We start from the raw sequence: 22,579 nt of genomic DNA on the forward strand, positions 1-22,579 counted from the left end.
TATCTTAGGTGAGCCTGGGGGTTTATGCGTCGAAGGGTTTCAACGGTAAAGTTGCGACATTTTTCAGAGCGAGGAATTCAAGTGGCTCAAAAGCAGGAAGAGGAAGAAAAAGTCCGTCTGGACAAGTGGTTGTGGGCGGCGCGTTTCTTTAAAACGCGTGCCCTGGCCAAGGCCGCTATTGAGAGCGGCAAGGTGCATCATCGCGGCGAGCGCTGCAAACCGGGCAAGGAGCCGCGGATCGGCGATGAGTTGCAGGTTCGTATAGGTTTTGAAGAAAAGACCGTCGTGGTCCAGGCCCTTTCCACCGTTCGCCGTGGTGCACCCGAAGCGCAAGCGCTGTATGTCGAAACGGAAGCCAGCATCGCCAAGCGCGAAAATGCGGCGGCCATGCGCAAGGCGGGTGCCACCGGCATGACCACCGATGGCAAGCCGAGCAAGAAGCAGCGCCGCGACCTGTTCAAGTTTCGCGGCAGTGGCAATGATGATTAACCTTGTCGAACGGTGGCGGGCTTGTTGCGGCAAGCCCGCTCGCCGCAGGCTAATGCGTTGCCCTTACGACACTGAGTCGACCGATCAGCGGCACTCGCTGAAACAGGCCGAACAGCGGCGCCGTCACGTGTAGCAAAGCGCCCGACACCTTCGCCGCAAACGGCGTGTAATACCCCCACCCCAGCGCCAGCAACGCCAGCAGCACGCCGCCGATGTAATCGTCCTGGCCCCAGTGCGCCCCCGCCACCAGGCGCGGCATCATGAACAACAGCGCCAGGCCCCAGATCACCAGTACCTGGCCAACCCGCCTGGCGAACACGGTCATGAACATCCCCCAGATCAGCAACACCGAAGCATGGTCCCCCGGGAAGCTCTGGCTCGAACGGTCTTTCAGCTCCCAGGTCTTCTCCAGGCCAGGGAACAAGTCGCTCATTTGAATGGCGCCGCTGATGACCATCGACGGGCTGCTGTGTTGCCAGCCCATCTGTGCCGCGAGTTTGGAAAACAGCATGCGGATGAACAGCAACAGCAGCAGAATGCCGACAAATCCTAACGTCGCCTGGCGCACCTGCGCGGCCTTGAATACCCAGTCACCGCGAATCAGCAACGTCAGCAAGATAACCCCGACCACCGCATCAAACGGCCGCAGACTGGCTACGGCCCACGTGTGCAGCCAGGTCGGGCTGGTCGCCAGCGGGTCATTGAGCAGGTGAAACAGCCACTCGTCGAAAATCACACACAGCATCTGGCCCGTGGGCCACAGCCAAAAAACCAGCAGTCCGATAGCGAGTAGATTGCAAAGAGCCCATCGCCGGAGGTTCCACTTGGCTTGGAACAAACCCGGATTGTTCATAAACTGTCCCTCTTCGCTCTATATAAGCTCTCTGTTGCCAGGAGAAAACCGCACCAATTTGGTGCTAAAGCGTTTAATTTTATAAACCTTGTCATCAATTTGTCATCAATTCAGATACCCAGACCTATGACTGATTTACCGGATACCGACTTCACCCAACGCTTCATCTTCGACGAGATCGACGCCCGCGGCGAACTGGTCTCGCTGGAGCGCAGCTATGCCGAAGTCCTTGCCAAGCACCCCTATCCGGAGCCGGTCGCGCAACTGCTCGGTGAGTTGATGGCGGCGGCATCGCTGCTGGTAGGCACCATGAAATTCGATGGTTTGCTGATTCTTCAGGCGCGGTCCGAAGGCCCTGTTCCGATGCTGATGATCGAATGTTCCAGCGAGCGGGAAATCCGTGGCCTGGCCCGTTACGACGCCGACTTGATCGCCCCGGACGCGACCCTGTCCGACCTGATGGCCAACGGCGTGCTGGCAATCACCGTTGACCCCACCGAAGGCCAGCGCTACCAGGGCATCGTCGACCTCGACGGCGAAACCCTGTCGGATTGCTTCACCAACTATTTCGTGATGTCCCAGCAAGTCGGCACCAAGTTCTGGCTCAACGCCGACGGCATGTGTGCCCGTGGCCTGTTGTTGCAACAATTGCCGGCCGACCGCATCAAGGACGACGATGAGCGCACGGACAGCTGGCGCAAGCTGACCGCCCTGGCGGGCACCCTCACCGCGGAAGAGCTGCTGGCCCTGGATAACGAAACCATCCTGCATCGCCTCTACCACGAAGAGGCTGTACGCCTGTTCGATGCGCAGTCCCTGCGCTTCAATTGCAGCTGCTCGCGCGAGCGTTCGGCCAATGCGCTGGTCAGCCTGGGCCTGGAAGACGCGCAGGCATTGGTGGTGGAGCACGGTGGAAATATCGAGATCGATTGCCAGTTCTGCAACGAGCGCTACCTGTTCGATGCTGCCGATGTGGCTCAATTGTTCGCCGGGGCGGGCATTGATACCCCTTCCGATACCCGCCACTAAAACGTTTAAGTACAGGTAAATCACCTGACAAATGCCGGATTAGCGCTGTTCTGACGGGAGGGCCCTACTTTTTTTGGGCTTTTCTGGCATAATCCGGCCCACTTTTTTCGCGGTAGTAGTGCGCAACTTTCTACTACAAAACGTTTGGAGCACTCGGCCATAGGCCGACGGGGAACCTCATGACGCAAGCCAATAACGCCATATACACCGATCTGAGTGTTGACGATCTGGTCAAAGAAGCCCTGCAGCGCGGTGAAGGCGTGCTTGCCGATACTGGCGCGCTGGTCGTAGAAACCGGTCACCGTACCGGCCGTTCGCCAGTCGACCGTTTCATCGTTGAAGAGCCTTCCACCCAGGACGCCATTGCCTGGGGCCCGATCAACCGCAAGTTCCCGGCCGACAAGTTCGACGCCCTGTGGGCGCGTGTCGAGGCGTTCAACAACGCGCAAGAGCATTTCGTTTCCCACGTGCATGTAGGGGCTTCCGAAGACCACTACCTGGCCGTGAAGATGACCACCCAGACTGCCTGGCAGAACCTGTTCGGTCGTTGCCTGTTCATCAACCCGGCCAAGTACAACCCGGCCGGCCGTGACGAGTGGCAAGTGCTCAACGTGGCCAACTTCGAATGCGTGCCAGAGCGTGACGGCACCAACTCCGACGGTTGCGTGATCCTCAATTTCGCCCAGAAAAAAGTGCTGATCGCCGGCATGCGCTACGCCGGTGAGATGAAAAAAGCCATGTTCTCGGTACAGAACTTCCTGCTGCCGGCTGCCGACGTTTTGCCGATGCACTGCGCCGCCAACATTGGCGAAGCAGGCGACGTGACCCTGTTCTTCGGCCTGTCCGGCACCGGCAAGACCACCCTGTCCGCCGACGAAAGCCGTTACCTGATCGGTGACGACGAGCACGGCTGGGGCGAAGGCGTGGTGTTCAACATCGAAGGCGGTTGCTATGCCAAGTGCATCGACCTGTCCGAGAAGAACGAGCCGGTTATCTGGAAAGCCATCAAGCATGGCGCCGTGCTGGAAAACGTCGTCATCGACGAGGCCGGGCACGCCGACTACTCCGATGTCAGCCTGACCCAGAACAGCCGCGCGGCCTACCCGCTTGAGCACGTGGCCAAGCGTTCCGAGAAGAACCTTGGTGGCGAGCCTAACGCGGTGATCTTCCTGACCTGCGACCTGACCGGCGTACTGCCGCCAGTGTCCATCCTCAGCGAAGAACAAGCGGCCTACCACTTCCTGTCCGGCTACACCGCACTGGTGGGCTCGACCGAAATGGGTTCCGGCAGCGGCATCAAGTCGACCTTCTCCACCTGCTTTGGCGCGCCGTTCTTCCCACGCCCTGCCGGTGAGTACGCTGAGCTGCTGATCAAACGCATCCGCGGCTTCGGTTCCAAGGTCTACCTGGTCAACACCGGCTGGACCGGCGGCGGCTACGGCGTCGGCAAGCGCTTCAACATCCCGACCACTCGCGGCGTGATCGCAGCGATCCAGAGCGGCGCGCTGATCGGCGTTGAAACCGAGCACCTCGACACCATCAACCTGGACGTGCCGTTGGCTGTACCGGGTGTTGAGACTGGCCTGTTGAACCCACGTAACACCTGGGCTGACAAGGCGGCTTACGACGAGGCAGCGAAGGCGCTGGCCGGCCTGTTCATCGAGAACTTCAAGAAGTTTGAAGTGAGTGATGCGATCAAGGCTGCGGGTCCGAAGTTGTAAGAGTCAGCCGCTGTTAAAAAGCCGCCCCCAGTGGGCGGCTTTTTTGTGGGCGCTGATCATTGCGCAAGGTGCAGGACTACGGCCCCGACCAGTACCAGCACAACCCCCAGCACCTGCACCGCCGACAAGCGTTCCTTGAAAAACACAAACCCCAGGATCGCCGCAATCCCGCCTGATAACGTACTGATGACCGTCACTACTGACACCGACCCTGCCATCGCCCCCCACGAAAACGCCGAGAAACCACCCAGGTTCATCACACTCGCGCCGGTCAGCGCCGCGCAGTTTTTCAACGGCGGGATCTTTAGGCCATCCTTGATCTTCAGCACCATCACCACCAGCACGCATAGGCCCACCAGGTAGCCGAGCCAGAGCATGGTGATCGCTCCCAGCGTCGGTAGCGTGTAGCGGCCTTGCAACCAGAAACTGGTGCCGTACAGCATCGCCGCGAGCATGGCGTAGGCGATGGAGCGGTTTGACGTGCTGTGGGGGACGCCGTTGTCCTTGTGAATGCTGGAGAGGATTACACCGATGACGCACAGGACAATGCAGCTGAGCTGGATCAGGCTGATGTGTTCGCCGCTCGCCCAGGACAGCATGGTAGTGACGACGCCGTAGGACGTCACCAGCGGCGCGACGATGGCGGCTTTGCCCAAGGCGAAAGCCTTGGACAGGGCGAGGGCGCCGGAGACGGTGAACAGCGCGGCAGCAATGCCCAGCAGCCAGGTGCTCAGGGAGGCGTTCAGGGCCTTGAGAAGCAAGGCCGGGAAGATCACCAGCAGCAGGGTCATGATCAGGAAGCCGAGGGCTTGGCCGAAGTACACCGCGCGTTTAACGCCCACGGCCCGGGCGTTAAGGCCCACGAGAAAGTCTGTGCCACCCCAGAGCAGGGCGGCCAGCAGGCCCATTGTTACATCCATGTAAGGTCCTTGTTGTTTTGAGCGCGGCTCGCCAGGTTAGCGCAGATCCAATGGTGTGCCTGGAGTCGACGGTCGCTCAGCTCAGGTTTTCCAGCGTCTGCGTATCCCAGCTGTGGGTTTTGATCGCCAGGTAGAGCATGCCGATGGTCAGCGGGACCTTTTCGCCACGCCCCTTGGCTCGACGCTTGAGGAACACGTCAAAGACCGGTGGGTTGAAGTAACGATAAGTGTCGTAGTCGCCCAGGTCGAGGGCAAATTCCTGCTCCAGTGCTTCCATGAGTTGCTTGGCTTCACTGCCGTCACAGCCCAGGTCGAAATTGAGTGAGGTTTGCAGGCGGATGGTCTTGTGTTTCGGCAGGCCGATTTCTTCGTGCAGCAGTTGCAGGAGTTGTTGCATCACGGGGTCTTCGGGGAAGTTGGGGGCGAGGTTCATGGTGGGGGCACGCAGGAGTGGGTGAGGGGGAGGGTTGCGTTGGAGGCGGTAACTGTTTCGAGTGACCAGCAAGCGAATGCCGTAGCTAAAAGCGAGCACCGGAATGCTGTCGAATTGTAGCTCGGTTACCCAGCGCGTGGCGCCAAACAGAAGTGTTGGGCTTGTCACTATCAGGGCGAACCCAAGCCACGTTCTGAGGGCAGGGCGCTTCATCTTTCTGTCGAGCAATACGGCGAGTAAGACGAGGGTGATGAGGATGATCCAAAAAGAGTATTCGGTCATCGTTTCACCCACCTTGGTATTGTCGGACGAAGGTTGAGAGTGATCGCTCAGGGCTGGCCAGGACATGGCTATTGCCAGGCACCTCTGCAAAGCGCATCACGGTGAAGATGACCCCGTAGTGGCCGATGTGTTGAGTCCTTTCGATGTTCACGGGTTTCTGCCGAAACAGTTGAGAGGGCGTTATTTTCATTCAGCTACGGGTAACTTCTGTAGAGGGTTGAACGGGTATTTGAAGCAGTTTGGGAAGAGGATGTCGCGGTGTTTGGAGGTTTCCTACAACCGTTTCTGGCACTGGTGACTTAGCAATGCTTCAACAGGCCAAGCTGCTCAATTGTAGGTGCGAGCGGCTCGCGAAGAACTCAACGCTGCCGCGTTTCTTCTGGTTTACCGCGTCATCGTTGATCAGACCGTTCCCGCGCTCCCGCGTGGGAATGCATCCACCCCTGCCGAGGGTTCAAGCCGTGCGCGGATGGCGGGACGCAGAGCGTCACAGGCGGCGCTCCCATGCTGAGTGTGTGGAACGATCATTGCCCTGTAGGCCTGCTGATACACCGCTCGAAAATCGCCTCCAAGCCCCGATAATCACACGCCACCGCGTCAATATTCGCCGGTATCCATGCCGCGTGCTTGACCAGCCACCAGTTCACCGAATATCCCGCGTTCACGATGATCTGTTCAAACAAAATCCGCTGCGCCCGGCCGTTGCCCTCGCGGAAGGGGTGGATGACGTTGAGGTCGCCATAGGCCTCGGCGACCTTGCTCACCAACTCGGTTTGGCTCTCGCCGATAAACCAGTTTGCCTCGGCCATCTGCCGGATGATCTTCGCGGCTTCTGGTGGGATGCGTTCCGGGGTGCAGAATAGGGTGTCGCCTTTCTGGATGTTGACGCTGCGCAGTTCACCGGCCCAGTCGTAGATGTCACCGAACAGGGTGCGATGGATGTGTTGCAGCCGTTCAAGATCATAGGGCGGCGGGAAGAGTGGGAGGCCGCCTACGGCGATTTCGGATAATTCCCGCTCGGCCTGGTGCAGGCGCGCTTCATCGTGCAAATCGAGGCGGTTGCGCAGGACGCTGCTACCGGGGTAGCAGTACGGATCCTGGCCCACCCCGTATTTGTCGAGCATCAGCGTGGGGTGTTGCGGTACTTGGCGAGGACAGCTTCACGGGTCGGCAGGGGTTTGTCGACATCGGCGGGTTGGGTGTCGAACCCTTCCAGGCGCAGGCTGGCCAGGTAATTGGAACGGCGGATCTTGTGATAGTGATCCTGTTTTTGCTCAAACGTCAGTTCGCTCATCGCAGCGTACTCCTGGGTAGCAAGGTTTGATTGTAGCGCAATGCGTCAGCGGGCAGGCGGGATAAAAACCACGTCACATTTTGTATAAAAAGTCCGCCGGCGTGCTGAATTCAGCGTATGTTTCACCGCAAAATCTTGTAGGACGATTCCGTCCACTACTTAAAGGGAGTTAAGCATGGGTTTGCTTCGTGTCGCTTCGGCGATGTCTTTGTGCGCAGTGGCGTTTTCGATCCAGGCCGAGCAGTTGCCGATCGAGGTGCTCAGCGCAGTGGTCAAGGATCAGAAAATCGCCGACGCCGAAGTGTTGCTGCAACGCAACGGCGCGCAGAACGTGGTAGGCCGTACCAACGCCCAGGGCCAGGTGACCCTCACCAGCGAAGCCGCTGATGATGCCAGCAACCTGTTGATCATCAAGAAGCCCGGCTACTCCAACCTGGTGGTGAAGTGCCCGTGCAAAGGCATGACCTACGCCATCAGCCCAGTGATGGAAAACCTCGACGGCCTGCGTGTGGTGCTGACCTGGGGCAAGACCCCGGAAGACCTCGACTCCCATATGATCTTCCCTGGCAACAATATCTATTTCGAGAATCAGAACGGTACCGATGCCGAGCTGGACGTGGATGACGTCGACAGCTACGGCCCGGAAACCATCACCCTGCAGAAAAAACACTACGGCGAAAGCTACGTATATGCCGTGCATGACTTCACCAACATCGCCAACCCGGGTTCGCGCCAACTCTCCAACAGCGAAGCCAAGGTGTTCGTGTATATGGGCCAGTCCCTGGTGCGCACCTACTACGTGCCGAAAAACCGCAGTGGCAACCTGTGGACCGTGTTCCGCATGACGGGCAGCGGTGACTTCCAGGACATCAACACCTTCAGCGGTGTGAATGTGGACGCCAAGGATGTGCTCAACGAAGTCAAGCCGTTGCTGGATGACAGCGTCGCGGTCGCGGCCGTGGCTGTCAGCTCTTCCGCACAAACGGATGCGAAGCGTCTGAACCTGCAAGGTGAGGCGGCCTACCAGGCGGGCAAGCTGGATGAAGCCATCGACCTGTTCCGTCAGGCCATCGAGCTGGACAACGGCTTCGGCAAAGCCTACGGCAACCTGGGCCTGGCGTATCAGAAAGCCGGCAACACCGCCGAGTCGATCTGGGCCAACCGCAAGGCCATCGCCCTGGCGAGCGGCGCCAATGCCGCGACCGTGCGGGCCGGTGCCTACTACAACATCGCGCGGATCTACGAAGCGGCGGGGCAGTTCGCGGATGCGTTGCGTCATTACCAGTTGGCCAAGGAGCAGAAGGCCAATCCAGTGTATGACACGGCCATCGAGCGGGTGCAAAACCGCTGATCCAGCCGTAGCGCAGTTCTAAAAATGTGGGAGGGGGCTTGCCCCCGATAGCGGTGGATCGGTTACTCATAACTGACTGATCTACTGCCATCGGGAGCAAGCCCCCTCCCACATTTAGTTTGTAGCGTTCCTACAGACACAGTCGAACTTGTCACATTTGGCCCAAGGCCATGGCTGCACCCTGTGTATCATCCTGTCTCTTTTTTCCTCACGACCTTTCTCGATTCGCTGAATATCCCAGGCTATGTTTTTGAGCCACCTTCAGCGGTCAATGGAGTGACAGCTATGCACGACACCCTCCAGCAGGTCTTTGGTTATCCACAGTTTCGTTCGGGCCAGGAAGAAACCGTCAGCGCCGTACTGGCCGGGCGTTCGGCCGCGGCGATTTTCCCTACCGGGTCGGGAAAGTCCCTGTGTTACCAGCTGTCGGCGGTATTGCTCCCGCACCTGACGTTGGTAGTGTCGCCGTTGCTGGCGCTGATGCAGGACCAATTGGGGTTCCTGCAACGCCATGGCATTTCGGCCGGCAGTATCGATTCGGCCCAGAGCCGCGATGACGCCAACGATGTGATGGCGCGTGCGCGTTCGGGCGAGTTGAAAATCCTGATGATTTCCGTGGAGCGTTTGAAGAACGAGCGCTTTCGCAACTTTCTGCAAAGCGTGCCGATCTCGTTGCTGGTGGTGGACGAAGCGCACTGTATTTCCGAATGGGGTCACAACTTTCGTCCGGACTATCTGAAGCTGCCGGACTACCAGCGCCAGTTCAATATCCCACAAACGCTGCTGTTGACTGCCACGGCCACGCCCAAGGTGATTGCCGACATGCAGGCCAAGTTCGCCATTGCCCCAGGCGACGTGGTCACCACAGGCTTCTACCGGCCCAACCTCAACCTGCTGGTGGAGCCGGTAGCGGGCGCAGACAAGCGTCGGCGGTTGGTGCAGTGGATGGGCGAACGCGCCAACCAGCCGAGCATCGTCTACGTCACCTTGCAGAAAACCGCCGAGCAGATTGCCGAGCACCTGAACCGCAACGGCATCCAGGCCGAGGCGTATCACGCGGGTTTGCCCCACGATAAACGCGAGGGCATCCAACAGCGCTTCATGGGGGGGCGCTCCAATTGCATCGTCGCCACCATCGCGTTTGGCATGGGGATCGACAAGAGCGACATTCGCAATGTGGTGCACTTCGACCTGCCCAAGTCCATCGAAAACTACAGCCAGGAAATCGGCCGCGCGGGGCGCGATGGGCAGCCGTCCGATTGCCTGGTACTGGCCAACCGCGACAGCCTCAATGTGCTGGAGAACTTTGTGTATGGCGACACGCCCGAGCAGGAAGGGATTCGCCGTGTACTGGAAGAGTTGCAGGCGGTGCGCAGCGATGGGCAGTGGGAGTTCCTGCTGCGTTCGCTGTCGGACCACAGCAACATCCGCGAGCTGCCGCTCAAGACGTTGCTGGTCCAGCTGGAGCTCAAGGGCGTGATCGCCCCGCGCTATGCGTTTTATGCCGAGTACCGCTTCAAGTACCTGATAGAGCCCGACGCCTTGCTGGCGCGTTTTTCCGGCGAGCGCCAGCAGTTTGTCGCGGCGATCGTCCAGGTGTGCAAACGTGCGAAAACCTGGGCGACGGTGGATTTCGACGCGCTGTATCAACAGCACAATGCCGAGCGCAATCGGGTGGTGAAGGCGCTGGATTACTTCCAGGAACAGGGCCTGATCGAGCTGGAAAGCAAGCAGATGACTGAGGTCTATAGCCTGCTCAATACCGACTTTGATCCACAGGCACTGAGTGCTGAGTTATACACAGGCTTCAAGCAGCACGAGGTGGGAGAAGTTGCACGGATTCACGCCATGCTCGACCTGTTTGCCACCGATCATTGCCTGGGGCAACGCCTCGCCCAGTATTTTGGTGATGAGAATGCGCCGCAGCGTTGCGGGCATTGTTCGGTGTGCCACGGTCATGTCGCGCATTTGCCGGCGCCGCCGAGCCTGCCGCCGCTTGTGGATAAAAACTTCATGGGACTGTGCGGTGATTTTATCCACAGGCATCATGAGCACACCGGTCACTTGCCTGGTGCGGAGCGGCTGACGCGCTTCCTGGGCGGTATCAGCGTGCCGTTGTTCACCAAGTTGAAGGCACGGGGCATTCCGGGGTTTGCAGCGCTGGAAGACTACCCCTACGCCGAAGTGCGCGAATGGGCAGCAGCCCATTTGAATGACCTGTAAACCCACTTTCATGAGGTGTGCCCATGCCCGACTCAACGCCCCAACGCGCCGATTACCGTCACTTCCAGCCGATCATCACGCGCTGGCACGACAACGACGTGTATGGCCATGTGAACAACGTGACCTACTACAGCTTCTTTGACACGGCGGTGAATACCTACCTGATCGAGCAGGGCGGGTTGGATATTCACGATGGCGAAGTGGTGGGGTTCGTGGTGAGTTCGGCGTGTGACTACTTTGCGTCGATCGCTTTTCCCGACCGTATAGAAATCGGCCTGCGGGTAGGCAAGTTGGGCAACAGTTCAGTGCAGTATGAGTTGGCGGTGTTCAAGGCGGGCGAAGAGGAGGCCTGTGCGGCGGGACGCTTCGTGCATGTGTTCGTGGATCGTGGGTCGAACCAGCCGGTGACGATTCCGGGGCGATTACGCGAAGCGTTGCAGGGGTTGGTGGCCTGACTTTGCATAGAGTGGAAGGGGGCTTGCTCCCGATGGCGGTGTATCAGTCAGAAATTAATCGACTGAATCCTCGCCATCGGGGGCAAGCCCCCTCCCACAGTGTTTTTTCAATGTTCTCTAGATCTGATCAATCACGGTAGTGATGCTTGTTCTTGCGATGCCCATAGGCATGGCCACGGCCGCGATGGTCATCCCGGTAGTAGCGACGGTCGTCACGGCCACGATAACGGCGGTCGTCGTCATCGCTCTTGTTGCCCATGTAGTTGCCCAGTGCGCCACCCGCGCCGCCGCCGGCAGCTGCGCCGATCAGGCTGCCGGTGGTGCCGCCCATGCTGCGGCCTACCACGTTGCCGCCGGCTGCGCCCAGAGCGCCGCCAATAGCGGCTTCGCCGCGGCTGCGTTTGTCGGCGCCCACCGCGCTGCCGCCCGCACCGCCCAGGGCGGCGCCAATGGCCGAACCGGTGTTACCGCCGACCTGCTGGCCCACAACCGAACCGAGTACCCCGCCCAATGCGCCGCCCACACCGGCTTCGGTGGTGCCACCGGCCATGGCTGCGCCACTGACCAGGCCAAGGGACAACAAGAGAATCGAGGAGAACTTCATAGAGAGACCTCAAGAGGATGACGGCGCGATCCTGAGGCTGTATCGACATTGTGACAATAGAAATCCGACCAGTAACACGAGTTGTACACAATTCTATAAGTTGCTGTTTTAGCAGGGGAACTTAAGTAATTTTTGTGGGTCTTTAGCTACTTCGGAACGGCCGCTTTTATGCAAAAGCGGCCTTTTTTGTGTTCGGATTCTAGTCAGGCCGAGCGGGCCATGATCAGCCCACTGTCACTTGCCGCTTCCAAACGAATCGCCACGAACTTCGACGTTGGCGTATGGCTGCCATCCCCCGTGCTTTCCAGCGGCACCAGCGGGTTCACTTCCGGGTAGTAGGCAGCTGCCTGCCCCGCCGGAATATCAAACGCCAGCAAGGTAAAGCCTTTCACCCTGCGCTCCCGACCGTCCTCCCACAACGACACGATGTCAGCCTTCTGCCCCGGCTTGAAACCCAGGCGGATGATGTCGGCTTCGTTGACGAACAGCACGTCACGCTGGCCTTTCACCCCGCGATAGCGGTCATCCAGGCCATATATGGTGGTGTTGTACTGATCGTGGGAACGCATGGATTGCATGATCAGGTCTGGCACGCGACCGGTGGCGTGGGTGCGTTCGTGGATCAGGTCTGCGGGCAGGATATTCGGGCGGAAGTTGGCGCGACCCGACGGTGTGTTCCAGCGACGCGCACCGGCGGAATTACCGAGGTAGAAGCCACCCGGGTGCTTGAGGCGTTCGTTGAAGTCCTTGAAGCCTGGGATAGTGTCGGCGATCAGGTCGCGAATGCGGCTGTAGTCGCCCACCAGCCAGTTCCAGTCCACCGGCTTGCTGCCCAGGGTGGCGGCGGCGATGCCGGCGAGGATGGCCGGCTCGGATTTCATCAGTTTCGACAGCGGCTGCAATTGGCCGTTGGAGTCGTGGACCATGCTGAACGAGTCTTCCACGGTCACGGCCTGCGGGCCTTCGGTCTGGATATCGATGTCGGTACGGCCCAGGCACGGCAGGATCAGTGCGTCTTTGCCGTGGGTCAGGTGGCTGCGGTTGAGCTTGGTGCTGATCTGTACGGTCAGGTCGCAATTGCGCAGTGCTTCGAAGGTGCGCGGGCTGTCCGGCGTGGCTTGGGCGAAGTTGCCGCCCAGGCCGATGAACACCTTGGAGCGACCTTCGAGCATGGCGTGAATCGCTTCCACCACGTTGTGGCCGTTGGTACGTGGCACCTGAAACTGGAAGCGGCGTTCCAGGGCGTCGAGGAACGCCACCGGTGGGCGTTCGTTGATGCCCATGGTGCGGTCGCCCTGCACGTTGCTGTGACCGCGCACCGGGCACAGGCCGGCGCCTGGGCGGCCAATGTTGCCGCGCAACAGCATCAGGTTGGCGATCTCCTGGATGGTCGGCACCGAATGGCGGTGCTGGGTAATGCCCATCGCCCAGCACATGATCACGTTCTTGCCTTTGGCGTACATGCGCGCCGCTTGCTCGATCTCGACCAGGGGCAAGCCGGACTGCGCGACGATTTCATCCCAGGAGGTGTCGTCGATCTGGCCCAGGTAATCGAGCACGTTGGTCGTGTGCTCGTTGAGGAAGTCGTGGTCGAACACCGCTTCCTTGCCTTCAGCCTGGGCCTGGCGCTCCCACAGCAGCAGGAATTTGGCCATGCCACGCAGGATGGCCATGTCGCCCCCCAGCGCCGGGCGGAAGTAGGCGGTATTGGTTGGCTTGTCACCGTTGGTGAGCATTTCCAGCGGGTGCTGCGGATGCTGGAAGCGTTCCAGGCCGCGCTCTTTCAGCGGGTTGATGCACACCACCTGGGCGCCGCGTTTCACGGCCTCACGCAGCGGTTCGAGCATGCGTGGGTGGTTGGTGCCGGGGTTCTGGCCCCAGACGAAAATCGCGTCGGCATGTTCAAAGTCGTCAAAGGTCACGGTGCCTTTGCCGACGCCTACACTTTGCGCCAAGGCCACGCCGCTGGCTTCGTGGCACATGTTCGAGCAATCCGGGAAGTTGTTGGTGCCGTAGGCGCGTACAAACAATTGATACAGGTACGCCGCTTCGTTGCTGGCACGGCCGGAAGTATAAAACTCGGCCATATCAGGGCTGGGCAGTGCGTTGAGGTGCTTGCCGATCAGGTCGAACGCTGCGTCCCAACTGATGGGTTTGTAGCGGTCGGTCTCGGCGTCATAGCGCACCGGTTCGGTCAGGCGGCCCTGGTATTCCAGCCAATAGTCGCTTTGTTCCAGCAGCGCGGTGACGCTGTGCTTGGCGAAGAATGCAGCGTCGACACGGCGCTTGGTGGCTTCCCAGTTGACGGCCTTGGCGCCGTTTTCGCAGAACTTGACCATGCCGCTTTCCGGCGAGTCGCCCCAGGCGCAGCCCGGGCAGTCGAAGCCGCCGTTCTGGTTGGTCTTGAGCATCATGCGGATGTTTTTCAGCGCGTTGTCGCTGGTCAGCCACGCCTGCGCCACGCTGATCAACGCGCCCCAGCCACCCGCCGGGCCTTTGTAGGGCTTGTAGCGCGGGGTTGGGGTTTGGTCGGCTTGGTGGTGATTGCTCATGGCTGGTACTCCATCGCAGGGCTGTAGACCCGCGGCGCACTTTTCTGCGGCAGGTGGATGAGGTTGAGGTTGTGCCGGCGCGCCCATTGCAGGGCCAGGCCGGTGGGCGACGACAGGCTGACCAGGGTCTGGATGCCCGCGCGCAGGACTTTCTGGATCAATTCGAGGCTGCAACGGCTGGTGACAATTGCCAGGCCACCCGCTGTCGGGATCTTTTGGCGGATCAGGGCGCCGATCAACTTATCCAGGGCGTTATGCCGGCCAATGTCTTCGCGGCCCAGCAACAGTTCGCCCTGATTGTTCATAAACACCGCCGCGTGCACGGCGCCACTGTATTGGCCCAAAGGCTGGAAGGCGCTGATGCGTTGGCGCAGGCCGTCGAGCCATGCGGCGGGCGGCAAGGGGGCGCCGGGCAGCACTTGGAGGTCTGGCAGTGCCTGTTCCACGGCTTCCACGCCACACAAACCGCAGCCGCTGGTGCCCGCCAATTGGCGACGCTGCTGCTTGAGGTTCCAAAACGCGCGGCTGGAGATTTGGACTTGAGCGTATTGAGTGGCGCCCGAGCCGCTGAGTTTCAGGTCATAAATGTCGCCAACGTCGGTAATAATGCCGCTACCCATGCTGAACCCGACAATAAAGTCTTCCAGGTCAGTGGGCGTCACCAGCATGACTGCCTGGCTGATGTCGTTATAGGCAATTGCCAACGCCACTTCTTCCGCCAATGCCGTGCTGGCGGCCTCTGTGTGTTCGAGGTTGCAGAACTGGTAGCTCTGGCTGGCGGCGGGCGCGGACGTTTCAGGGGCGGGCGCCGCGCAGACTGGGCGCTTGGCGTTCATGGGGCAGTACCACCGGCGGATTGATCAGTGTCTAGACTAGGCGCGACAAAGCGTCGCGTCTAATTGCCAGTACTGATCTGCCGATAGATGACGTCGATCAATGCTCTGTCAGCAATTTCTGGTACAGCGCAAAACAGGCTTCCGCCAGCGCCGAACGGGGCGCGCTGCGACGCATGATCAGCCCCAGGCGCGCGAGGGTGTGGGCGTCTTCGATCGGTTGCAGGCGCAAGTGCTCGGTGAGCGCATCCAGGCCACCGTCCAAGGGCATTACCGCGCAGCACAGCCCGCCGTGTACCGCTTGTAACAACTGATGGACGGCATCGGTTTGCAACAGCGGCTGCGGGTGCAGGCCCCGGCTGTGGAAGTTGTGGTCGATGGACTGGCGAAAGTGCATGCCGCTGGTGAGCATGCCCAGGGGCAGTTCGATCAACGCTTCCCAGCTCAGCGGTGTGTCGCCGAAGCTGAAATAGCGCTGGTCGTAGAGCAGGCCCATGCGGGTTTCGCCGAGCGCCAGGGAGTCGAAGCGTTCATTGTCCAGGCGCTCCAGGTACGACACGCCGAGGTCCAGGCGATTGCTCGCCAGTTGTTCCAGAATCTGTTCGGAGCTGAGGGCCGAAAGCTCAAAGCGCAGGCTCGGGTGTTCCTTGTGCAGTTGCTGCATCAACGCCAACGGATCGAAGCTCGACAGCGGCACCACCCCCAGGCGCAACGTACCGACGAGGTTGCCACGACAGGCCGCCGCTTCGGCCTGCAGGCCGTCATAGGCTGCCAGCACCGTGCGCGCCCAGGCCAGTACTCGCTCGCCGGGGGCGGTAAAGCCCTCGAAGCGCTGGCCACGATTGACCAGCGGCAGGTCGAGTTCTTCTTCCAGGCTGCGCAGGCGCATCGACAGGGTCGGCTGGGTGATATGGCAACGCGCTGCTGCCTGGCCGAAGTGACGGGTCTCGTCGAGGGCGATGAGGAATTTCAGCTGCTTGATGTCCATCTTCGCTCCAGGGCTTATTCCAATGGCGGGGGGATTCTAGCGCGTTTGGGTCTTTGGTCGGGCTGGAACCCAAGTCTTCGGGGCTGGTCTAGTCTTGGGCATCTGGAAATCAACTATCAAGGAGAGCGCACTATGAGTCTTTTTAGCTTTGTTAAGGAAGCCGGCGAGAAGTTGGTCAAGCTGTTGACGCCGGGCAACGCCAATGCCAGTGATGATCTGAAAAAGCACATTGAAGAAGTCGGGCTGGGTAATCCGGATGTTCACGCCACTGTCGAGGGTGACAAGGTCACGCTTACAGGGACCGTGGCCAGTCAGGAAGAGAAAGAAAAAATCATTCTGGCGGCCGGCAACATTGCCGGTGTGGCCAGTGTGGATGACCAGATCACCGTAACCGGCCCGGTAGTTGCCGCCGCCCGTTTCGTCGTGGTGAAAAAGGGCGACACCCTCAGCGCGATTTCCCTGGCGGTTTACGGCAAGGCCAGCCGGTACAACGATATCTTCGAGGCCAACAAGCCGCTGTTGTCTCATCCAGACAAGATTTACCCAGGGCAGACGCTGCGTATTCCTGAGTAATTCACAAAGTAATAATGTGGGAGGGGGCTTGCTCCCTCCCACAAGGGGTCAAAGTCCGACAATAAGGTCCCGGTAATCCTCGACTGCGGCAAATTCCCCGGTGTCCTTGGGCCCTTTTTGGCTGTCCGGCTCTTTCACCGCCAGCAAATGCCCCACGCCAAATTTCTGGGCGCTGCGCAGGATCGGCAACGTGTCGTCGATAAACAGGCTGCGCGCCGGGTCGAACCGGATATCGGCTTGCAAGGCATCCCAGAACTGCGGGTTTTCCTTGGCGAAACCGTAGTCGTGGGAGCTGATCAATCGCTCGAAATACGGCGCCAACTCAATGCGTTCCAACTTCAATGACAGCGAGTCACGATGAGCGTTGGTGATCAGGATCACCCGTTTTCCGGCCTGTTTGATCGCCGCCAGAAAGGTATCGGCACCTGGGCGCAGGGCGATCAGGTGGGCGGTTTCCAGCTTGAGCTCGCGCACCGGAATGTTCAGTTCGGTGCTCCAGAAATCCAGGCAATACCATTGCAACTGTCCGGCGTTACGCTCGAACAGCGGCTGCAACTCCATCTCGGCCATGGCCCGACTCACACCATGCAACTGGGCGTAGCGCTGAGGCAGGTGTTCCATCCAGAAATGGTTGTCGTAATGCAGGTCGAGCAGGGTGCCGTCCATGTCCAGCAGGACAGTGTCGATGGCGTGCCAGGGCAAAGAGGGCATGGGGCGGTCTCATGTAAGTAAAGATATCCGACACAGACAATCGGAAAAGCCACGGTATAGTAACCCGATCACGCCAAGGAGCCGCTTATGCGCCAGAAACCCACCGTCCTCGCCCGCGAAATAGTCGCCAGTAGCCGTTTGTTCCGCGTGGAGGAAGTGCAATTGCGCTTTTCCAATGGCGTTGAACGCACCTACGAGCGCCTGGTGGGACGTGGTGCCGGGTACGGCGCGGTGATGATCGTGGCAATGATCGACGCCGACCATGCGCTGCTGGTGGAAGAGTACTGCGGTGGCACCGACGAATACGAGCTGTCCTTGCCCAAGGGGCTGATCGAGCCCGGCGAGGACGTGCTGGCGGCGGCGGACCGCGAGCTCAAGGAGGAAGCCGGTTATGGCGCCCGCCAGTTGGAGCACCTCACTGAGCTGTCACTGTCCCCCGGCTATATGAGCCAGAAAATCCAGGTGGTGCTGGCCACCGACCTCTATGAAGAACGCCTGGAAGGTGATGAACCTGAACCGATGCGCGTGGACAGGGTCAACCTGCGCGAGTTGTCGCAACTGGCGCAAAATGAGCAGTTCAGCGAAGGCCGCGCGCTGGCTGCGTTGTATCTGGTACGAGACCTGTTGACCCAGCGAGGAGCGTTTAGCGCATGAGCGAACTGTTTTTAGGCCACCCGTTTATCGCCCCTGTGATCGAACTGGCTCGCCAGGCGGGTGAAGTCATCCTGCCGTACTGGCGCGCCGAAGTGGCGGTGACGTCCAAGGCTGACGATTCGCCGGTGACGGCCGCGGACCTGGCCGCCCATCACCTGATTCTCGCCGGTTTGACAGCCCTGGACCCGAGTATCCCGGTGTTGTCCGAAGAAGACGCCGATATCGACCAGAGCGTACGCGCCGGCTGGCAGCGGTGGTGGCTGGTGGACCCGCTGGATGGCACCAAGGAATTTATCGCCGGCAGTGAAGAATTTACCGTCAACATTGCGTTGATCGAACAGGGCCGTGTGATATTTGGCGTGGTATCCATGCCTACCAACGGCCGGTGCTACTTCGGCGGCGCGGGGCTTGGCGCGTGGCGTTCGGACGTGAATGAAGCGCCCAGGCAGATCCAGGTACGCGAGACTCCGGCGGCGGGTGAAGCCTTCACCGTGGTTGCCAGCCGTCGGCATACCAGCCCAGAGCAGGAGCGTTTGCTCAATGGCTTGAGCGAAGGGGTGGGGGAGTTGAAGCTGGCGAATATCGGCAGTTCGTTGAAATTCTGCCTATTGGCCGAAGGCAGCGCCGATTGCTATCCGCGCCTGGCGCCGACCTCGCAGTGGGATACCGCTGCGGCGCAGGGTGTATTGGAAGGGGCGGGCGGCGAGGTACTGGAGTTGAGTGGTGAGCCGTTCAGCTACCCGGCGCGGGCATCGTTGTTGAACCCGTTCTTCCTGGCGTTACCGGCGAAGGCGGCGTGGCGTGAACGCTTGCTGACTTTGGCAAGATCTTAAAACCAGCGCAGATCAAAATGTGGGAGAGGCGGTGCGACGATTCGACTTGCACCCCCTCCCACATTGGTTTTGTGTGATGGCTTTCAGCGGTGCAGGACGTACTGGCCGGTGAAAGTCACTGCCAGCTCTTCACTGCCCTCATTTACGATCCACGTGTCCAACGTCAACCGCGCCCGGCCATAGCGCTTGTAGGTGGCTAAAAAGCGCTTCCACACCTTCTCCTCCGGCGCCGCGCAAATGGCGGTCGCGTCCTGCGTCACGGGCAGCGGATAGCTGATCTGCCCTTCCTGAATCACGATATGCCCGTCTTCAATCCCTTCCTCGCGCAGTTGCAGGTGCAGCCAGCCCCAACCCGCCAGCACCGCGCCGCAATAGAGGCTGCCACCGAACATGGTGCTCTTGTGGTTGATATTGGCTTGCAAGGGCAGGTGCAATCGCAGTTGGCCGTGTTGCCAGTCGAGCACCTTGAGGCCCATTTCACGGGTCAGGGGGATGTCGTGGTGGAGGATGGATTCCAGGTAACGGCTGTCGCGGCTCATGGCGGCCTCTTGGTGAGTGGGCAGGGTCATTCGTCGTCAGCGCCTTGGTTGCTGCTGTCGGCGAAGTTCAGGCCGTGCTTGCGAAGTTTGTCGTGCAAGGTCTTGCGCGGTACGCCCAGGGCTTCGGCGAGGCTGCGCAGGGAACTGTGGGGGCGGGTCAGTTCGGCGGCGATCAGGCTTTTTTCGAACTGCTCGACCTGTTCGCTCAAGCCGCCCGGGGTCGAGGTCAGCACACCGGTTACCGGATTGTCCGGGGTGTTATCCAGCGCCAACTCCAGGCCGAGGGCAAAGCGTTCTGCGGCGTTCTGCAGTTCGCGCACATTGCCCGGCCAGTTGTGGCGCAACAGCAACGCACGTTGGCCTGGTTGCAGCTCGTGCAGTGGCAGGCCGTGGCGGCTGCTGGCTTCGTCGGCAAAGTGCTGGAACAGCATCAGTGCGTCTTCGCCCCGTTCGCGCAGCGGCGGAATGCGCAACGGTGCGACGTTGAGGCGGTAGTACAAGTCGGCACGGAAGCGGCCCTGGTCGGCGGCCTGGCGCAAGTCTTCCTTGGTGGCCGCGATGATGCGGATATCCAGCGGGATCAACTGATTGCCGCCAAGGCGTTCGACCACGCGTTCCTGTAACAGGCGCAGCAGTTTGACCTGCACATCCAGGCTCATGCTTTCGATTTCATCAAGGAACAGCGTGCCGCCATTGGCGAATTCGAACTTGCCGATCCGGCGCTTCTGCGCCCCGGTAAACGCGCCGGGTTCATGGCCAAACAGTTCGCTTTCCACCACCGACTCCGCCAGCGCCCCGGCGTTGATCGCCACGAATGGCCCGCTGCGCCGGTTCGACAGGTCGTGCAGCGCACGGGCCACCACTTCCTTGCCGGCCCCGGTTTCACCCAGGATCAGTACATCGGCGCGGGTCGCTGCCAGTGCGCCGATCTGTTCGCGCAGGCGCAGCATTTGGGGCGAGTGCCCGACCAGGCGTGTGCTCAGTTGCTGGCGATCGCTGAGGGCCAGGCGCAGGCTGCGGTTGTCCAGGACCAGGCGACGCAGGGCCAGGGCGCGGCGCACGCTGTCGAGCAGGGCGTCGCTGGCGAAGGGTTTTTCGAGGAAGTCGTAGGCACCCGCGCGCATGGCTTGCACCGCCAACGGCACGTCGCCGTGGCCGGTGATCAGCAGCACCGGCAGCTCCGGGTCCTGGCCGTGCAGTTCGGCGAGCAGCTCCAGGCCGTCCATGCCGGGCATGCGGATATCGCTGACCACTACCCCCGGCCAATCCCTCGACAAGCGCGCGGTGAGGCCGGTGGCTTCGCCCAGGGGCAGGACCTTCAGCCCGGCCAGGTCCAGGGTCTGGCACAGGGCCTGACGCAAGTGTGGATCGTCGTCGATCAACACCACCTGAATCTGGTTATCGATACTCATACACTGCGGTCCTCGGACGGTTGCAGACTGACGCCCGGCGAGCCGGCACGCAATTTCAAGGTTAACAGCGCGCCGCCTTCCTTGTGGTTGGCAAACAGCAGTTCGCCGCCAAAGGCGCGCATCAGCGTGTCACAGATGGCCAGGCCCAACCCCAGGCCCTGGGTGCGGGTCTTGGTGGTGTAGAACGGCTCGCTGGCGCGGCCCAGTGCTTCCATGCAAAAGCCTGGGCCATTATCGCGAATGTACAGGTTGACGCCCTGTTCGGTGGTTTGGGCACTCAGCCAGAGTTTGCGCGGCGGGCCTTTTTCGGTCAGGGCGTCGAGGGCGTTGGCCAGCAGGTTGCCCAGCACCTGGCGCAGGCGCGTTTCGCCGGCTTCTACCCACAAGGTTGCCTCGGGCAAATCGCGGATCAGTTCCACTTCCATCGAGCGCCGTCGCTTGGCCAGCAACGCCAGGGCATCGTCCAGCGCCGGTTGCAGGGCGACGCTTTCCGGCGCGTGCCGATCGCGGCGGGCGAACGCACGCAGGTGGGCGATGATCGAGGCCATGCGCCCGGTCAGTTCGCTGATCAGCTTGAGATTGCCGCGCGCATCGTTGGTGCGTTCATGGTCGAGGAGGATTTCGGCGTTTTCGGCATAGCTGCGAATCGCCGCCAGGGGTTGGTTGAGTTCGTGGCTGATACTCGCCGACATGGTGCCCAGTGCCGACAGTTTGCCCGCTTGCACCAAATCATCCTGGGCGCGCACCAGTTCCTGCTGGGCGTGTTCGCGTTCCAGTACCTCCTGTTTCAGGCGGCGGTTGAGCCCTTCCAGGTCGCTGGTCCTCTCGACCACGCGCATCTCCAGCTCGCGACGGGCCTTGGCTTCAAAGGCGATGCGCTCCAGGTAATGACGGCGGCGCTGCATCATCAGCCCCAGCAGCAACATCAATACCAGCAGCGTGGCGCCACCTACGGCCACTACCGTGCGCACCGGGCGGTTGATCAGTGAGCGTGGCGCGAGGATTTCCACGTTCCAGCCGGTCTCGGCGATCGCAGTGGATTGGCGCAACCATGCCGTGGAACTCAGGGTCAGCGGTTGCGGGTCGCGGGTCGGGTAGGGCTGGATGGCGATGATGGCCTGGCGCTCTTCATCGGTCAGCGGCCGGGTGGCGCGGAATCGCCATTGCGGACGCGACGTGAGGATCACCACGCCGTTATGGTCGGTTACCAATAGTTGTTCGGGGGTGTTGCCCCACAGGCTTTCGGTGTGGTCCAGGTCGACCTTGACCACCAGCACGCCGATGATTTTTTCGCCATTGCGCACGGCGGCGGCGAAGAAGTAACCGCGCTTGGCCGAGGTGGTACCCAGGCCGAAGAACCGCCCCAGCCGCCCGGCCATGGCTTCGCTGAAATACGGGCGGAACGAAAAGTTGCGCCCGACGAAGCTGTCCTGCTTGTCCCAATTGGACGCGGCAAGGGTCTTGCCGGTGGTGTCCATCAGGTACATCACTTCCACCCCGGCCTGGGCGGCGACGTCCTTGAGCAGCAGGTTGGCGTTGACCAGGTTGGTGCTGACGTCCGGTGCCTCCAGCGCGGTGCGCAAGGCCGGCAAGTCACCGAGGATTTGCGGCAGCACCTCGTAGCGGTGCAGCGTGCCCAGCAGGTTGGCGACGTAGAGGTCGAGGGTCTGGCGGTTCTGCCCGGCCAGTTCGCTGCGGTAATAACGCTCGGCCAGGTGCTCCAGCGGCCACAGCAGCGGCGCCAGGCACAGCGCCAGCAGGGCGAGGCTGCGCCAGCGGGGTCTTCGCGGGAGAGGTGGAGTCATGGGTGTCGTGCGCCTGTGGGTACAG

The 22,579-nt window shown here is 60.8% G+C and carries 22 protein-coding genes; 9 read left to right on the forward strand and 13 right to left on the reverse strand.

The genetic code is table 11. The annotated features are described in order from the left end of the window. Positions 1-81 precede the first annotated feature (81 nt). Positions 82-489 (forward strand): RNA-binding S4 domain-containing protein, encoded by a 408-nt coding sequence (locus ACODSV_RS14075; protein WP_024072805.1) that lies wholly within the window; start codon positions 82-84, stop codon positions 487-489. A gap of 49 nt (positions 490-538) precedes the next feature. On the opposite strand, the gene ACODSV_RS14080 is transcribed toward ACODSV_RS14075, so the two are convergent. Further along, positions 539-1,342, reverse strand: coding sequence for a phosphatase PAP2 family protein (locus ACODSV_RS14080; protein ID WP_150055341.1), 804 nt, complete (start codon positions 1,340-1,342; stop codon positions 539-541). A gap of 126 nt (positions 1,343-1,468) precedes the next feature. On the opposite strand from ACODSV_RS14080, the gene hslO reads away from it, so the two are divergent. Both hslO and ACODSV_RS14090 read left to right on the forward strand, forming a co-directional pair. Beyond that, positions 1,469-2,371, forward strand: a complete 903-nt coding sequence (gene hslO, locus ACODSV_RS14085; RefSeq protein ID WP_024072807.1) for an Hsp33 family molecular chaperone HslO — start codon at positions 1,469-1,471, stop codon at positions 2,369-2,371. A 179-nt stretch (positions 2,372-2,550) separates the two neighbouring features. Further along, the gene (locus ACODSV_RS14090; RefSeq protein ID WP_150095437.1) at positions 2,551-4,092 is read left to right on the forward strand and encodes a phosphoenolpyruvate carboxykinase; all 1,542 of its coding nucleotides are present in this window, start codon (positions 2,551-2,553) and stop codon (positions 4,090-4,092) included. A 56-nt stretch (positions 4,093-4,148) separates the two neighbouring features. Here ACODSV_RS14090 and ACODSV_RS14095 read toward each other — a convergent pair whose 3' ends face one another. The 4 genes from ACODSV_RS14095 to ACODSV_RS14110 form a co-directional block, all read right to left on the reverse strand. Beyond that, positions 4,149-5,000 carry an EamA family transporter gene (locus tag ACODSV_RS14095; protein WP_150055344.1) on the reverse strand — a complete coding sequence of 284 codons (852 nt, stop codon included), beginning with the start codon at positions 4,998-5,000 and terminating at the stop codon, positions 4,149-4,151. Between the two features lie 88 nt (positions 5,001-5,088). Continuing rightward, a complete protein-coding gene (locus tag ACODSV_RS14100) occupies positions 5,089-5,445 on the reverse strand; it encodes a DUF1493 family protein (RefSeq protein WP_017848567.1) in 357 nt (118 codons plus the stop codon). Positions 5,446-6,251: 806 nt separating this feature from the next. Further along, entirely contained in the window at positions 6,252-6,851 is a 600-nt protein-coding gene (locus ACODSV_RS14105) for a putative adenosine monophosphate-protein transferase Fic (RefSeq protein ID WP_102625256.1), read from the reverse strand. Further along, positions 6,851-7,021 (reverse strand): YhfG family protein, encoded by a 171-nt coding sequence (locus tag ACODSV_RS14110; protein WP_003236014.1) that lies wholly within the window; start codon positions 7,019-7,021, stop codon positions 6,851-6,853. Before ACODSV_RS14110 ends, ACODSV_RS14105 begins: the two co-directional genes overlap by 1 nt. A 175-nt stretch (positions 7,022-7,196) precedes the next feature. Here ACODSV_RS14110 and ACODSV_RS14115 point away from each other — a divergent pair, with 175 nt between their 5' ends. The 3 genes from ACODSV_RS14115 (at position 7,197) to ACODSV_RS14125 (ending at position 11,050) form a co-directional block, all read left to right on the forward strand. Next, entirely contained in the window at positions 7,197-8,372 is a 1,176-nt protein-coding gene (locus ACODSV_RS14115; protein WP_150055339.1) for a tetratricopeptide repeat protein, read from the forward strand. A gap of 285 nt (positions 8,373-8,657) precedes the next feature. Beyond that, a complete protein-coding gene (locus ACODSV_RS14120) occupies positions 8,658-10,595 on the forward strand; it encodes a RecQ family ATP-dependent DNA helicase (RefSeq protein WP_150095368.1) in 1,938 nt (645 codons plus the stop codon). Positions 10,596-10,618: 23 nt separating this feature from the next. Beyond that, a complete protein-coding gene (locus ACODSV_RS14125; RefSeq protein ID WP_024072814.1) occupies positions 10,619-11,050 on the forward strand; it encodes an acyl-CoA thioesterase in 432 nt (143 codons plus the stop codon). A gap of 127 nt (positions 11,051-11,177) precedes the next feature. On the opposite strand, the gene ACODSV_RS14130 is transcribed toward ACODSV_RS14125, so the two are convergent. From ACODSV_RS14130 to ACODSV_RS14145, 4 genes are all read right to left on the reverse strand, one after another. Continuing rightward, positions 11,178-11,654, reverse strand: coding sequence for a glycine zipper domain-containing protein (locus tag ACODSV_RS14130; protein WP_150056102.1), 477 nt, complete (start codon positions 11,652-11,654; stop codon positions 11,178-11,180). A gap of 203 nt (positions 11,655-11,857) precedes the next feature. Then, positions 11,858-14,206, reverse strand: coding sequence for an FdhF/YdeP family oxidoreductase (locus ACODSV_RS14135; protein ID WP_150095292.1), 2,349 nt, complete (start codon positions 14,204-14,206; stop codon positions 11,858-11,860). Further along, a complete protein-coding gene (gene fdhD, locus ACODSV_RS14140) occupies positions 14,203-15,042 on the reverse strand; it encodes a formate dehydrogenase accessory sulfurtransferase FdhD (protein ID WP_024072816.1) in 840 nt (279 codons plus the stop codon). Before fdhD ends, ACODSV_RS14135 begins: the two co-directional genes overlap by 4 nt. Before the next feature lie 97 nt (positions 15,043-15,139). Then, entirely contained in the window at positions 15,140-16,027 is an 888-nt protein-coding gene (locus tag ACODSV_RS14145) for a LysR family transcriptional regulator (protein ID WP_150095291.1), read from the reverse strand. A gap of 132 nt (positions 16,028-16,159) precedes the next feature. Here ACODSV_RS14145 and lysM point away from each other — a divergent pair, with 132 nt between their 5' ends. Beyond that, complete coding sequence (gene lysM / locus ACODSV_RS14150; RefSeq protein ID WP_024072818.1) at positions 16,160-16,600, forward strand: peptidoglycan-binding protein LysM; 441 nt, start codon at positions 16,160-16,162, stop codon at positions 16,598-16,600. A 48-nt stretch (positions 16,601-16,648) separates the two neighbouring features. On the opposite strand, the gene yrfG is transcribed toward lysM, so the two are convergent. After that, complete coding sequence (gene yrfG, locus ACODSV_RS14155; protein ID WP_069075030.1) at positions 16,649-17,311, reverse strand: GMP/IMP nucleotidase; 663 nt, start codon at positions 17,309-17,311, stop codon at positions 16,649-16,651. Between the two features lie 87 nt (positions 17,312-17,398). Here yrfG and nudE point away from each other — a divergent pair, with 87 nt between their 5' ends. Continuing rightward, positions 17,399-17,965: an ADP compounds hydrolase NudE gene (gene nudE / locus ACODSV_RS14160; RefSeq protein WP_024072820.1), complete on the forward strand. Its 567-nt coding sequence runs from the start codon at positions 17,399-17,401 to the stop codon at positions 17,963-17,965. After that, the gene (gene cysQ / locus ACODSV_RS14165) at positions 17,962-18,798 is read left to right on the forward strand and encodes a 3'(2'),5'-bisphosphate nucleotidase CysQ (RefSeq protein WP_024072821.1); all 837 of its coding nucleotides are present in this window, start codon (positions 17,962-17,964) and stop codon (positions 18,796-18,798) included. The genes nudE and cysQ overlap by 4 nt, the downstream gene beginning before the upstream one ends. Before the next feature lie 83 nt (positions 18,799-18,881). On the opposite strand, the gene ACODSV_RS14170 is transcribed toward cysQ, so the two are convergent. From ACODSV_RS14170 to ACODSV_RS14180, 3 genes are read right to left on the reverse strand one after another with little or no spacing between them, the layout of a single operon-like run. Next, positions 18,882-19,337, reverse strand: a complete 456-nt coding sequence (locus ACODSV_RS14170; protein WP_041161075.1) for a YiiD C-terminal domain-containing protein — start codon at positions 19,335-19,337, stop codon at positions 18,882-18,884. Positions 19,338-19,363: 26 nt separating this feature from the next. Then, positions 19,364-20,749, reverse strand: coding sequence for a sigma-54-dependent transcriptional regulator (locus ACODSV_RS14175; RefSeq protein WP_024072823.1), 1,386 nt, complete (start codon positions 20,747-20,749; stop codon positions 19,364-19,366). Beyond that, a complete protein-coding gene (locus ACODSV_RS14180) occupies positions 20,746-22,554 on the reverse strand; it encodes a sensor histidine kinase (RefSeq protein WP_069075029.1) in 1,809 nt (602 codons plus the stop codon). Before ACODSV_RS14180 ends, ACODSV_RS14175 begins: the two co-directional genes overlap by 4 nt. Positions 22,555-22,579: the final 25 nt, after the last annotated feature.

The organism is Pseudomonas sp. FG86, from assembly GCF_057808775.1.

Coding starts and splice junctions, on each gene's coding strand:
- ACODSV_RS14115 (WP_150055339.1), top strand. CDS start 7,197: ATGGGTTTGCTTCGTGTCGCTTCGGCGATGTCTTTGTGCGCAGTGGCG.
- cysQ (WP_024072821.1), top strand. CDS start 17,962: ATGAGCGAACTGTTTTTAGGCCACCCGTTTATCGCCCCTGTGATCGAA.
- ACODSV_RS14170 (WP_041161075.1), bottom strand. CDS start 19,337: ATGAGCCGCGACAGCCGTTACCTGGAATCCATCCTCCACCACGACATC.
- ACODSV_RS14105 (WP_102625256.1), bottom strand. CDS start 6,851: ATGCTCGACAAATACGGGGTGGGCCAGGATCCGTACTGCTACCCCGGT.
- ACODSV_RS14120 (WP_150095368.1), top strand. CDS start 8,658: ATGCACGACACCCTCCAGCAGGTCTTTGGTTATCCACAGTTTCGTTCG.
- ACODSV_RS14125 (WP_024072814.1), top strand. CDS start 10,619: ATGCCCGACTCAACGCCCCAACGCGCCGATTACCGTCACTTCCAGCCG.
- ACODSV_RS14090 (WP_150095437.1), top strand. CDS start 2,551: ATGACGCAAGCCAATAACGCCATATACACCGATCTGAGTGTTGACGAT.
- hslO (WP_024072807.1), top strand. CDS start 1,469: ATGACTGATTTACCGGATACCGACTTCACCCAACGCTTCATCTTCGAC.
- ACODSV_RS14180 (WP_069075029.1), bottom strand. CDS start 22,554: ATGACTCCACCTCTCCCGCGAAGACCCCGCTGGCGCAGCCTCGCCCTG.
- fdhD (WP_024072816.1), bottom strand. CDS start 15,042: ATGAACGCCAAGCGCCCAGTCTGCGCGGCGCCCGCCCCTGAAACGTCC.
- lysM (WP_024072818.1), top strand. CDS start 16,160: ATGAGTCTTTTTAGCTTTGTTAAGGAAGCCGGCGAGAAGTTGGTCAAG.
- ACODSV_RS14145 (WP_150095291.1), bottom strand. CDS start 16,027: ATGGACATCAAGCAGCTGAAATTCCTCATCGCCCTCGACGAGACCCGT.
- ACODSV_RS14135 (WP_150095292.1), bottom strand. CDS start 14,206: ATGAGCAATCACCACCAAGCCGACCAAACCCCAACCCCGCGCTACAAG.
- ACODSV_RS14080 (WP_150055341.1), bottom strand. CDS start 1,342: ATGAACAATCCGGGTTTGTTCCAAGCCAAGTGGAACCTCCGGCGATGG.
- ACODSV_RS14100 (WP_017848567.1), bottom strand. CDS start 5,445: ATGAACCTCGCCCCCAACTTCCCCGAAGACCCCGTGATGCAACAACTC.
- nudE (WP_024072820.1), top strand. CDS start 17,399: ATGCGCCAGAAACCCACCGTCCTCGCCCGCGAAATAGTCGCCAGTAGC.
- ACODSV_RS14095 (WP_150055344.1), bottom strand. CDS start 5,000: ATGGGCCTGCTGGCCGCCCTGCTCTGGGGTGGCACAGACTTTCTCGTG.
- ACODSV_RS14130 (WP_150056102.1), bottom strand. CDS start 11,654: ATGAAGTTCTCCTCGATTCTCTTGTTGTCCCTTGGCCTGGTCAGTGGC.
- ACODSV_RS14175 (WP_024072823.1), bottom strand. CDS start 20,749: ATGAGTATCGATAACCAGATTCAGGTGGTGTTGATCGACGACGATCCA.
- yrfG (WP_069075030.1), bottom strand. CDS start 17,311: ATGCCCTCTTTGCCCTGGCACGCCATCGACACTGTCCTGCTGGACATG.
- ACODSV_RS14110 (WP_003236014.1), bottom strand. CDS start 7,021: ATGAGCGAACTGACGTTTGAGCAAAAACAGGATCACTATCACAAGATC.